Below are 11,960 nucleotides of genomic sequence, written 5' to 3'. Positions count from 1 at the left end.
CCCAAAAATCTCCTATCCTTATATAGGAGATTTTTTTATGGAATGGGAACAAATCATCAACAGCTAGCAATTGTTATTGCATTGAAACGACAGGAGTGGAACAAATGAAACAAGAAAAAGCGATCATAATAGGAGGCGGCCCTTGCGGATTATCAGCTGCCATCGCATTCCAGCAAATCGGAATTGATGCACTAGTCATTGAAAAGGGGAATGTCGTTAACAGTATTTATCATTACCCAACACATCAAACCTTTTTCAGTACAAGTGAAAAGCTTGAGATTGGTGATGTCGCTTTTATTACTGAAAATCGCAAGCCCGTTCGTATCCAGGCGCTTTCTTATTACCGAGAAGTAGTCAGACGAAAAAACCTGCGTGTGCATGCCTTTGAAAAAGTAACCGCTGTGACGAAAAAAGATGGCCATTTTACCGTGAGCACATCAAAAGACGACTATTCATGTGATTATGTCGTGATTGCTACTGGCTACTATGACCATCCAAACTATATGAATGTCAAAGGGGAAGACCTTCCACATGTGTATCATTATTTTAAAGAAGGACACCCATACTTTGATAAAGATGTAACGGTGATCGGCGGGAAAAACTCAAGTGTCGATGCTGCGCTAGAACTTGTGAAATGCGGAAGCAGAGTCACTGTACTTTATCGAGGAACTGAATATTCTTCCAGCATCAAACCTTGGATTTTGCCAGAGTTTGAAGCACTTGTGCGGAATGGAACGATTCGAATGGAGTTTGGAGCACAGGTGAAGGAAATTACAGAAGAAGAAGTGATTTTTACAAACCAGCAAGAGCAAACGGAGCGAGTGAAAAGTGATTATGTTTTTGCCATGACAGGCTATCATCCAGATCATTCTTTCTTAGAAAAAATGGGTGTGACAATTGATCAAGAATCAGGCCGTCCAGCATTTGATGAACAGACGATGGAGACAAACGTAGAAGGTATTTTCATCGCAGGAGTGATTGCAGCTGGAAATAATGCCAATGAAATTTTCATTGAAAATGGGAGATTTCATGGGGGGCTAATTGCAGAAGAAATTAACAAAAGAATGAACGCATAAAAAAAGAACTGGATCCTTCCAAGGGATTCGGTTCTTTTTGATATAAAATGGGATTATATAGAAGGATATTTTCATAAAAATGGGCTCCAGTCATATAAAAAAAGGGTAAATCATGGTACGATAATGAAGGATAATGTAGGGAAAGAGGTCTGGTTATGATCGCAATCATCTCAGCAGGTTTAGCTCCCGGCATCGCACTTTTAAGTTATTTTTATTTGAAAGATCAGTACGACAATGAGCCGGTACACATGGTCATCAGATCTTTTATGCTAGGTGTTATACTTGTGTTTCCAACCATGTTTATTCAATATGTCCTTCAAGAGGAGCATATCGCAACGAACCCTATCTTGATTTCATTTGTGACGTCGGGCTTCTTAGAGGAATCTTTAAAATGGTTTATTTTAATGGTCAGCGTCTATGCGCATGCCCAATTTGACGAACACTATGATGGAATTGTATATGGAACGAGTGTCTCACTTGGTTTTGCAACACTTGAAAATATTCTTTATTTGGTCGGTCACGGGGTTGAATATGCATTCACCCGTGCTTTATTACCCGTCTCAAGTCATGCTTTATTCGGTGTTGTGATGGGATTTTATATCGGCAAAGCCCGCTTCTCTGATAAAAAGGAGCAGCGCAAATGGCTGATCCTTTCTCTAACGCTTCCTGTGCTTTTTCACGGCCTATATGATTTCATATTGTTAGGAATGAAAAATTGGGGATATATCATGCTGCCATTCATGATTTTTTTATGGTGGTTTGGCCTGCGAAAAGCAAAAAAAGCTCGTTCAGTGAAAATGGTGCAAAATTTAATGTAGAAAACGTCTTATCAGTTGATAGGGCGTTTTTTTGTCTTTTCATCCATTTCTCTCCTGTGATGAATGTATAAAAATAGGGATTGGAAGAAATATATATTCAAACATCAAAAGTACAGGAGGATCAAATATGGACAAAGCTCGTTTCATGAAACAAATCGTCCTTATCTTCTCAATCGTTCTACTCGCAATCTCACTGATGACAACTGAAAAAAGTGAAGCCTTCACCAGTCAAGTCATCCAGCGAGGTGCGACAGGAGAAGATGTAGTCGAGCTGCAAGCACGGCTCCAATACAATGGCTTTTACAATGGCAAAATTGATGGTGTATATGGCTGGGGGACGTACTGGGCCGTTCGCAACTTTCAAAGCCAATATGGTGTAAAGAAGGTCGACGGACTTGTAGGTAAACAAACAAAAAGCCTATTAGTTCAAAAGACAAAATACTATAAAGACTTTGTTCAGCAGCAGCTGCAAAAGGGGAATGAGTTTACCCATTATGGCGGGAAACCTCTTGATCAGCAAACAAAAGCTCCTGCGAAAAGAAGCTCACAAAAAAAGACTGCTCAAGGTGCGAAAGAGAATCAAAAAAATCAAAGCGGAGCACCTGGAAAGTCTGCGAAACAGTCAGGCAATCAGCAAGCAAATCAAACACCGAAACAAACGGCAGCCAACATGCCAGGTGGTTTTTCTAGTAATGATATTCAGCTCTTATCACAAGCGGTTTATAGTGAAGCAAGGGGCGAGCCGTATGAAGGACAGGTGGCGATCGCTGCCGTCATCTTAAACCGTTTGAACAACCCGACTTTTCCAAATACAATCGCAGGAGTTATTTTTGAACCGCTTGCGTTTACAGCTGTGGCGGATGGTCAATTTTATATGTCACCAAATGACACTGCAAAAAAGGCTGTGTTTGATGCCATTAACGGCTGGGACCCGTCTGAGAGCGCCGTCTATTACTTTAACCCTGATACAGCAACAAGTCCATGGATTTGGGGAAGACCACAAATTAAACGAATTGGGAAACATATTTTCTGCGAATAGAAAGAGGTGTAAATAAATGATCAGAGGAATATTGATTGCCATTTTAGGAATTGCTGTCATCTCAACAGGTTATTGGGGCTATAAAGAGCATCAAGAAAAAGACGCAGTGCTGCTGCACGCAGAGAACAACTATCAGAGGGCCTTCCACGATTTAACGTACCAAGTGGATCAGCTGCATGACAAACTTGGGGCAACGCTTGCGATGAACAGCCAATCGTCGATTTCACCGGCACTTGCAGATGTATGGAGAATGTCATCAGAAGCACATAACAATGTGAGTCAGCTTCCGCTCACATTAATGCCTTTTAACAAAACGGAAGAATTTTTGGCGAATGTCGGAGACTTTAGCTACAAATCATCAGTTAAATCCTTATCAGATGAACCATTAAACAAAAATACGCACAAAACCATTACGTCCTTATATCAGCAAGCATCTGATATCCAAAACGAACTGAGACAAGTGCAGCACCTCGTCCTCAACAAAAATTTAAAATGGATGGATGTTGAAATGGCACTTGCTGATGGTGACCGAAAGAATGATAACACCATCATTGACGGGTTGAAAACAGTCGAGAGAAATGCAGATGCATTTGCAGATGTCGATCTCGGACCGACAAATGTGTCCACAGAAGCAGAAACACGCGGCTACAATCATTTAAAGGGTAAAAAGATTTCAAAGAAAGAAGCGATACGCATTGCCCAGCAATTCGCACCTGATCATAATCAACATTTTAAGGTGAGAAAAAGCGGAAGCAAAACCAATCGAGATGTGTACAGCTTATCGATGTCAGATCCTGATAGTAAAGCGAATTTCTATTTAGACTTGACTGAAAAAGGAGGACATCCAGTCTACCTTCTTCAAAATCGAGACGTGAAAAAACAGAAAATCAGTTTAAACCAAGCATCAGAAAAAGCACTCAGCTTCTTAAAGAAGCAAGGATTTGATGCAGAGTCATTCCATTTAGATGAAAGTGCGCAATTTGATAATATCGGTGTATTTACCTATGTACCTCTTCAAAAAAATGTACTGCTGTATCCAGATAGTATACGTATGAAGGTCGCATTAGACGATGGTGAAGTGGTTGGATTTTCAGCGAAAGACTATTTAACGAATCATAAAACAAGAGACATCAAAGCACCTAAAATCTCGCAAAAAGAAGCGAAGAAAACGCTCAATCAGCATGTGAAAATCGAAGATACTCATGTAGCGATTGTTCAAAACGATATGTCAGAGGAAGTTTTATGCTATGAGTTCCTAGGAACGATAAAAAATGATACGTACCGAATGTTCATTAATGCGGATACTGGAAAAGAAGAACGAGTAGATAAACTAAAAAACGCAGAACCTATATATAAAGACCTATAAAAAAGGAAACGAGGAAAAGGCGAATAAGCCTTTTCCTTTTGTTTTATACATGGTTTAATATAGGAGAGGATATGATTTCACAGATGAAAAGAGTGATGAGGAATGTTACAAATAGGGGATGCAATCACAATTGAATATGTCAATGAGAACAAAGAAGTGAAAACTGCAAAATCGAAAGTTTTGGAAAATAATAACGATGATATTTTCATTAATTATCCAGCTGATAAAGAAACGGGACGCACGATCTATTTAAACCAGCAAACAGAAATCACCGTTTTCTTTTTCGATGAAAATCAAATTCCATACAAATGCACAAGCGAAGTCATCGGCAAGAGGAAAGAAGATATTCCGATGATCGTCATTTCCATTCCGCCAAAAGAAGAAATGATTCGGCTTCAGCGTAGAGAATACCTGAGAGTCGATACAATGGTCAAAACCGCGATCACGCAAACGGGTGAAGAATCCTTTGACACGTTTATTGTCAATATGAGTGCTGGCGGCTTAGCAATTGCTGTTCCTGAAGGTGTCTCATTGAAAGAATACGGAGAAGTGATCACAGAGTTTGAACTTCCGCTGAAAGAGCCTGTTAAAATTAAAGCGGTTGCAGAGATGAGCCGAGTTTATCAAGATGAGCAGACTGGCAAAACAAGAGCGATCATGGAGTTTTCTGAGATCACAAATGATCAGCAGCAGCACATTATGAAGTACTGCTTCCAGCAGCAGCTTTTAACACGTGTGAAAAAAGCATAAGAATAAAGGATGTTAAAAGCTTCCATACTAGAGGTAATAGAATCTAGCGTGGAGGCTTTTTGTATGAAAACAATGGAAAGATGGTTATTTAAAGCGGTGCTCATTCAGCTTGTCTTATTATTAGCCGTTCAGATCACACTTCATTTGACAAAAGGAGAACTATTTTTGTCAAAAGTCGTGCAATACGAGGGTGTAAATAACATGAGCATTGAAGATTGGATCGAGACGTTTAAGCAGAAGGATTGATAGAAAATTCCCCCGTTTGACCGGTGATCGTGTTACAATTCATAAGGGAGATTCAATCAAGGAGAGGTATTATGAAAAAGAAATTATCTATCGCAATTGACGGTCCTGCAGCAGCAGGAAAAAGCACTGTGGCAAAAATTGTCGCAGCAAAAAAATCATATATTTATATCGATACAGGTGCCATGTACCGCGCGATTACGCTTGCGGCACTTCACCATGGTGTAGATCTTGAAGACGAGCAGGCGCTTGATGCACTACTAAAGAAAACGGTGATTGAACTTGTCTCTACAGGCGAGGGTCAAAAAGTGCATCTAGACAATACCGATGTGACAGAAGAGATTCGCACAGACCGCGTGAGCAACCAAGTATCGGTTGTCGCAAAGCACAGAGCTGTTCGGGAAGAAATGGTCCGCAGGCAGCAAGAGCTTGGTAAAAAAGGCGGTGTCGTGATGGACGGAAGAGACATAGGTACTCACGTTCTTCCAGATGCCGAAGTGAAAATTTTCTTGCTTGCATCTGTAGAAGAAAGAGCAAAACGCCGCTTTGAAGAGAATCAGAAAAAAGGCTACGATGTCAATTACGATCAGCTGATCGAAGAGATTGCAAGACGTGACAAGCTTGACTCTGAGCGCGAAGTTTCACCGCTTAAGAAAGCGGATGACGCCATTGAGATTGACACAACTTCTCTTACCATTCAAGAGGTAGCAGGTAAAATTTTAGATGCAGCAGACCGTGTGGAGAAACTGTAAGAAATTTTAGAAAACTTTTATAAGTTAGAGGTTTATCTCTTGACAAACAAGGTCTTTTATTAGAAGTTTATACTAATACTATTTTTATTGATCATTCAAGCAATTCTGTTGATTTGAATGTTTCTATAATACATACTCGGCTGGCAATCATCATGCTTAAGACACATATTCACCCAGTCGTTTTAACTAAGCTGTGTAGGTTTGGACCAAGGAGGTTATCGAAATGACAGAGGAAATGAATCAAATCGATGTTCAGGTACCAGAGGTTGGAGATGTAGTGAAAGGGATTGTTTCTAAAGTTGAGGACAAGCATGTCAATGTAGATATCGTCAATGTGAAACAACCTGGGATCATCCCAATCAGTGAATTATCAAGTCTTCACGTTGAAAAAGCATCAGATGTCGTGAAAGATGGCGACGAATTAGAGCTTAAAGTAACAAAAGTCGAAGACGATGCTTTGATTTTATCGAAACGTGCTGTTGATGCAGACCGCGCTTGGGAAGACCTAGAGAAAAAGTTTGAAACAAAAGAAGTATTTGAAGCTGAAGTAAAAGACGTTGTAAAAGGTGGTCTTGTCGTAGACATTGGTGTGCGTGGATTTATTCCTGCATCTCTTGTAGAAGCGCACTATGTTGAGGACTTTTCAGACTACAAAGGTAAAACACTCTCACTTGTCGTGGTCGAACTTGACCGCGAAAAAAATCGTGTGATTCTCTCGCACCGTGCAGTAGTGGAGCAAGAGCAATTAGACAAAAAGCAAGACTTCTTGCAAAAACTTGAAGTAGGCAGTGTGATTGATGGTAAAGTGCAACGCCTTACTGATTTTGGTGCATTTGTAGACATTGGCGGCATTGATGGATTGGTTCACATTTCTCAACTATCCCATGCGCATGTTGAAAAGCCATCTGACGTAGTGGAAGAAGGCCAGGAAGTCCAGGTCAAAGTACTTGCTGTTGATCGTGATAACGAACGTATCTCACTATCTATTAAAGAAACATTACCAGGACCTTGGAGCCAGATTGGTGAAAAGGTAAAACAAGGTGATGTGCTTGAAGGAACTGTTCAACGTCTAGTAAGCTTTGGTGCATTTGTTGAAATTCTGCCAGGCGTCGAAGGACTTGTGCATATTTCTCAAATCTCTCATAAACATATCGGTACGCCGCATGAAGTCCTTGAAGAAGGGCAGACTGTGAAAGTAAAAGTGCTTGATGTGAATGAAGATGAAGAACGCATTTCACTAAGCATCCGTGATTTAGAAGAAAATCCTGAAAAACAAATCGAAGAGAATTATCGTCAATATCAGGCGAAAGAAGAAAACACAAGTGGATTCCAGCTTGGTGACCTGATCGGAGATAAGCTTAATAAATTAAAATAATTTGGTGATCAAAATTGACGCGAGCAGAAAGAAAGAAGCAGCATATTGAACATGCCTTGTCCACTGGACAGCATGCAGCAACAGGTTTAAAAGATGTTTCCTTCGTTCACGCCAGTTTACCAGATCTTGCAACATCACAAATTGATACACATTCAACAATTGGCGGACTGACTTTCGGTTCGCCAATTTTTATCAATGCAATGACTGGCGGAGGCGGAAAATCGACCTATGAGATTAATCGCTCTTTATCGATCGCAGCGAAGGAAACCAATATTCCGGTGGCAGTTGGATCGCAAATGGCTGCACTGAAAGATAAAGAAGAAAGACGTACGTATGAAGTTGTTCGTAAAGTGAATCCAGATGGAATTGTCTTTGCGAACCTAGGCAGTGAGGCAACGATGAAGCAAGCGAAGGAAGCCGTTGAGATGCTGGAGGCCAATATGCTCCAGATTCATTTAAATGTGATTCAAGAGATTGTCATGCCTGAAGGAGACCGTGATTTCAGGGGGGCACTTGAGCGCATCGCAGCCATCAATGAATCAGTTGGTGTGCCTGTTGTCGTAAAAGAAGTTGGATTTGGCATGAGCAAGGAAACGGCCAAAAAGTTATTTCATGCTGGGGTTGCGGCCGTTGATGTAGGCGGATTTGGTGGTACGAACTTTTCTAAGATCGAAAATCTTCGCCGCCAAAAAGCACTTCATTATTTTGATCAATGGGGGATTCCAACTGCAGCGAGTCTTGCTGAAGTACATACAAGTTTTCCAGATCAAACGATTTTAGCCTCGGGAGGTATACAAGACGCCCTTGATGTAACAAAATCAATCGCACTTGGCGCATCCGCTGCTGGTCTAGCTGGCTTTTTCTTAAAATCACTGACTGACGGAGGGGAGAGCGGTCTCATCGCGAATATCATAGATCTTCAAGAAGATGTGAAGATGATGATGACAGTCCTTGGCGTGAAGACCATTGAAGAGCTGAGACAAACCCAAGTTGTCATTTCAGGTGAAACGAGTCATTGGCTCAAAGAAAGAGGCATCGACACAACGCACTATAGTTTAAGATCAAATAAGAAAAAGGACTAAGCAAGTTTAGCCCTTAAACATCTAAGGCATGTGGTCATCACATGCCTTTTTTTATTGATTTCTTTTTCGCGCACTATCTGGACCTTCTAATGCTGTTGCCCCTTTATAATGAATGGATTGATCACGGTCAGATTCCACTCTTTTTGATGCCTTTAAGCGTTTTTCCTGTCTATCTTTTCCCATCATACATCCCTCCTCAACCATTAGGGTGTCACCTCTTGTTTATTTCATACAATGCCCAAAGCGATCCCTTACGTTTAAAAATTGGGGATTTTCCCATAATGTAATTGAGGTGATGAGACGTTGGAGGATTTGTACTATTATTGGTCCATATGGTTCGTTTGGATTATCGTGACATTTATTATGGAAAAAAGCTCATGGCGCAATGTGCTAGGCGTCTTTGTCCTTGTCCATATTATATGTAGTCATTTCATGATATCCATATTTGATATGAGCCTGAATGCGGGGTACTTGATGACCTTTTTATATGCATGTGCGGGTTTCGTTATATTCCGGTCTGGGCATCAAATAATGAGAATCATACAATTAGGTTCTATGGTGAGCGCATATGCCTTTTTTATGATTTTTGCATTATATGATCCGGTTTGGTTCACGCTAATAAAAGTGGATTGGGTCGTATTTGCCTTGCTGATCTTGATGTCTTTGACATATGGACATCATTTTACAGAACGAGTCACCCTATGGATGATGGCTGTATGTCTTGGCGAAGCCCTTTATGCGCTCACAATTCACCGCCTGACATCATCGATTGTCATTGGAGATCTCTCTTTTCTGTCCCTTGTTGTTCAAGGGTCCATCTTCCTATTAGGTGTCGATCAGCTTGAAAAGCTCTTGAACGCCCGTTCATCAAGAAAACCAGTAAAAGGGGCTGCAAAATCAACATGACGGATTATACGTTTCCTGTGATTATTGGTGTCATCTTTGGGATGGCGGCCAGGCTTTATATGTTAAGAACAGATTACCGGCAATACCCTACGTATATTCATGGACAAGTGATTCACATTGCGCTTGGTTTTATCGCTTCAGGACTTGGTGCGATCATTATGCCTGCACTCATTCAGGAGGAATTTACGGCGATTACCTTTCTCACGCTGGCGGCCACGCAATTCAGAGATGTCCGCAATATGGAAAGAAATACGTTAACTCAAATGGATTCATATGAGCTAGTCTCAAGAGGCAGTACATATATAGAAGGCATTGCCATTGCCTTTGAAAGCCGAAATTATATTGCGATTCTCACGGCACTGATTACGACCACAGCCTGTATTTTCTTCTCGCTCGTTATAGGGACAGTGGTCGGTATTCTTTGTTTTTTCTTGGCAAAGCTATTAATGTCTGGCAGCCAATTAAAGGATATTGTCAACATACAAAAAGGAGAGCTTCGCTTTGATGGGGCAGGGCTTTATGTGAACGATATTTACATCATGAATATCGGACTGCCCGAAAAGCAAAAGCTCATATTAGAGCATGGGATGGGCTTTATTTTGACACCGAAAAATTTCAACGCAGCCACAACGATTGCCAACCTTGGGCAGCGGCAAGCCATTTTATTTGATTTATCCAATGTACTTGGTGTGTATCGCGACTCTGGTGAACCATCACTCTGTCCGCTCGCAAAGCGTGATTTGAATAACGGCACACTTGGCGTGTTCATTTTACCGCAATGGTATCGTGAAGATCTCGCTGTCCGTGTATTAGAAGAAGTACCCATTTTAGAAAATGCCATCAGAATGCCGACAGAGTTCATAAAAAAGAAAGTGAGGTAATAGGGCATGGCGAACACCATTGAACAATTTATACTCGCTGTGGCTACAACAAATAAAGAGCGGGTCATGGGCGGAACAGCCGTTTTTTTCTGTGAAAATAAAGAAGAACTCGACATGTACGCCATGAATTTAGAGGCCATTTTAGATGGAATTGCACACGGAATTGGAGAAGATCTTTACTTGATTGTCAAACATTTTTAAGTTATTCATTGTGGTCTGATTAAAAATTGATATAATATATAAGTTGAACCCTTCATGTTTGAAGGGTTTATTTCATAAAACTGAATGAAAATTTTAAATCCCGGTTGAAACATGATGATGAACATATTGAATCGCGGCTGGATTGAAAGGAAGGGTACTATGGGTAAACCTGTCGTAGCCATTGTTGGAAGGCCCAACGTTGGAAAATCTACAATTTTTAATCGAATCGCAGGCGAAAGAATATCGATTGTAGAAGACACACCTGGTGTAACAAGAGATCGTATTTATAGCTCTGCTGAATGGTTAAATTATGACTTTAACTTAATAGATACTGGTGGAATTGATATTGGAGATGAGCCATTTTTAGCGCAAATTCGCCATCAAGCAGAAATTGCAATGGATGAAGCGGATGTCATTATCTTTATGGTGAATGGCCGAGATGGTGTGACATCAGCGGATGAAGAAGTCGCAAAAATTTTATATCGCACGAAAAAGCCAGTTGTACTTGCTGTCAATAAACTGGACAACCCTGAAATGAGAAGTGACGTGTATGACTTTTATGCACTAGGGTTTGGCGAGCCATATCCGATTTCTGGAACGCACGGATTAGGTCTTGGTGATCTACTTGATGCTGTTGCAGAACACTTTAAGAACTTACCAGATACGCAGTATGACGAACAAGTTGTCCAGTTCTGCTTAATCGGTCGCCCGAATGTAGGGAAATCTTCTTTAGTGAATGCGATGCTCGGAGAAGACCGCGTCATTGTCAGCAACATCGCTGGTACAACAAGAGATGCTGTCGATACGATGTTTACGTACAATCAGCGTGATTTTGTCATTGTTGATACAGCAGGTATGAGAAAAAAAGGAAAAGTATACGAAACAACAGAGAAATACAGTGTGCTTCGTGCATTAAAAGCCATTGATCGTTCTGATGTTGTCGCTGTTGTTCTAGACGGTGAAGAAGGCATTATTGAGCAGGATAAACGTATTGCGGGCTATGCACACGAAGCTGGTAAAGCCGTTGTGATCGTTGTGAACAAATGGGACGCTGTTGAAAAAGATGAGCGTACGATGAAGGAATTTGAGCAAAACATTCGTGAGCATTTTCAATTCCTAGATTATGCTCCTGTCTTGTTTATGTCTGCTCTCACGAAAAAGAGAATTCATACGTTAATGCCGTCCATTATTACAGCTAGTGAAAATCATGCGATGCGCGTTCAAACGAATATTTTGAACGATATCATCATGGATGCAGTAGCAATGAATCCAACGCCGACTCATAATGGACAGCGCCTGAAAATTTACTATGCGACACAGGTGGCGATTAAGCCTCCGTCCTTTGTTGTGTTTGTAAACGATCCAGAGCTTATGCACTTTTCTTATGAACGTTTCCTAGAAAATCGCATTCGAGATGCGTTTGGTTTTGAAGGAACACCGATTAAAATATTTGCGAGAGCGAGAAAATAAA

General features: G+C 40.9%; 14 protein-coding genes. 13 read left to right on the top strand and 1 reads right to left on the bottom strand.

Annotation, left to right across the window (positions count from 1 at the left end):
* The first annotated feature begins 104 nt into the window (after positions 1-104).
* From CKW02_RS10505 to fni, 9 genes are all read left to right on the top strand, one after another.
* A complete protein-coding gene (locus tag CKW02_RS10505) occupies positions 105-1,076 on the top strand; it encodes a YpdA family putative bacillithiol disulfide reductase (protein ID WP_003215846.1) in 972 nt (323 codons plus the stop codon).
* A gap of 155 nt (positions 1,077-1,231) precedes the next feature.
* Entirely contained in the window at positions 1,232-1,894 is a 663-nt protein-coding gene (prsW, locus tag CKW02_RS10500) for a glutamic-type intramembrane protease PrsW (protein WP_003215795.1), read from the top strand.
* Positions 1,895-2,021: 127 nt separating this feature from the next.
* A complete protein-coding gene (sleB, locus tag CKW02_RS10495; protein ID WP_003215974.1) occupies positions 2,022-2,933 on the top strand; it encodes a spore cortex-lytic enzyme in 912 nt (303 codons plus the stop codon).
* Positions 2,934-2,949: 16 nt separating this feature from the next.
* Positions 2,950-4,299 (top strand): germination protein YpeB, encoded by a 1,350-nt coding sequence (ypeB, locus tag CKW02_RS10490; protein WP_003215550.1) that lies wholly within the window; start codon positions 2,950-2,952, stop codon positions 4,297-4,299.
* A gap of 102 nt (positions 4,300-4,401) precedes the next feature.
* Positions 4,402-5,049 carry a flagellar brake protein gene (locus tag CKW02_RS10485; RefSeq protein ID WP_003215715.1) on the top strand — a complete coding sequence of 216 codons (648 nt, stop codon included), beginning with the start codon at positions 4,402-4,404 and terminating at the stop codon, positions 5,047-5,049.
* A 63-nt stretch (positions 5,050-5,112) separates the two neighbouring features.
* Positions 5,113-5,295: a DUF5359 family protein gene (locus tag CKW02_RS10480; protein ID WP_003215744.1), complete on the top strand. Its 183-nt coding sequence runs from the start codon at positions 5,113-5,115 to the stop codon at positions 5,293-5,295.
* A 71-nt stretch (positions 5,296-5,366) separates the two neighbouring features.
* On the top strand, positions 5,367-6,044 hold the full coding sequence (gene cmk, locus CKW02_RS10475) for a (d)CMP kinase (RefSeq protein ID WP_003216003.1): 678 nt from the start codon (positions 5,367-5,369) through the stop codon (positions 6,042-6,044).
* 223 nt (positions 6,045-6,267) lie between these two features.
* On the top strand, positions 6,268-7,419 hold the full coding sequence (gene rpsA / locus CKW02_RS10470) for a 30S ribosomal protein S1 (protein WP_003215529.1): 1,152 nt from the start codon (positions 6,268-6,270) through the stop codon (positions 7,417-7,419).
* Between the two features lie 14 nt (positions 7,420-7,433).
* Complete coding sequence (gene fni / locus CKW02_RS10465; protein ID WP_003215660.1) at positions 7,434-8,501, top strand: type 2 isopentenyl-diphosphate Delta-isomerase; 1,068 nt, start codon at positions 7,434-7,436, stop codon at positions 8,499-8,501.
* A 51-nt stretch (positions 8,502-8,552) separates the two neighbouring features.
* On the opposite strand, the gene CKW02_RS10460 is transcribed toward fni, so the two are convergent.
* Positions 8,553-8,684 carry a YpzI family protein gene (locus CKW02_RS10460; RefSeq protein WP_003215762.1) on the bottom strand — a complete coding sequence of 44 codons (132 nt, stop codon included), beginning with the start codon at positions 8,682-8,684 and terminating at the stop codon, positions 8,553-8,555.
* Positions 8,685-8,804: 120 nt separating this feature from the next.
* On the opposite strand from CKW02_RS10460, the gene CKW02_RS20800 reads away from it, so the two are divergent.
* The 4 genes from CKW02_RS20800 to der all read left to right on the top strand — a co-directional run bounded on the left by CKW02_RS20800 (position 8,805) and on the right by der (position 11,959).
* Positions 8,805-9,407 carry a YphA family membrane protein gene (locus CKW02_RS20800; protein ID WP_223251158.1) on the top strand — a complete coding sequence of 201 codons (603 nt, stop codon included), beginning with the start codon at positions 8,805-8,807 and terminating at the stop codon, positions 9,405-9,407.
* The gene (locus CKW02_RS10450; RefSeq protein ID WP_003215905.1) at positions 9,404-10,288 is read left to right on the top strand and encodes a YIEGIA family protein; all 885 of its coding nucleotides are present in this window, start codon (positions 9,404-9,406) and stop codon (positions 10,286-10,288) included. Before CKW02_RS20800 ends, CKW02_RS10450 begins: the two co-directional genes overlap by 4 nt.
* A 6-nt stretch (positions 10,289-10,294) precedes the next feature.
* Positions 10,295-10,489, top strand: coding sequence for a capping complex subunit for YIEGIA (locus CKW02_RS10445; RefSeq protein WP_003215794.1), 195 nt, complete (start codon positions 10,295-10,297; stop codon positions 10,487-10,489).
* A gap of 159 nt (positions 10,490-10,648) precedes the next feature.
* A complete protein-coding gene (der, locus tag CKW02_RS10440; RefSeq protein WP_003215663.1) occupies positions 10,649-11,959 on the top strand; it encodes a ribosome biogenesis GTPase Der in 1,311 nt (436 codons plus the stop codon).
* The last annotated feature ends 1 nt before the right edge of the window (position 11,960 follow it).

This window comes from Bacillus pumilus (genome assembly GCF_900186955.1).
Taxonomy (GTDB): domain Bacteria; phylum Bacillota; class Bacilli; order Bacillales; family Bacillaceae; genus Bacillus; species Bacillus pumilus.
The sequence above is the reverse complement of the archived record's forward strand: the minus strand, read 5'-3'. Positions and strand labels throughout refer to the sequence as shown.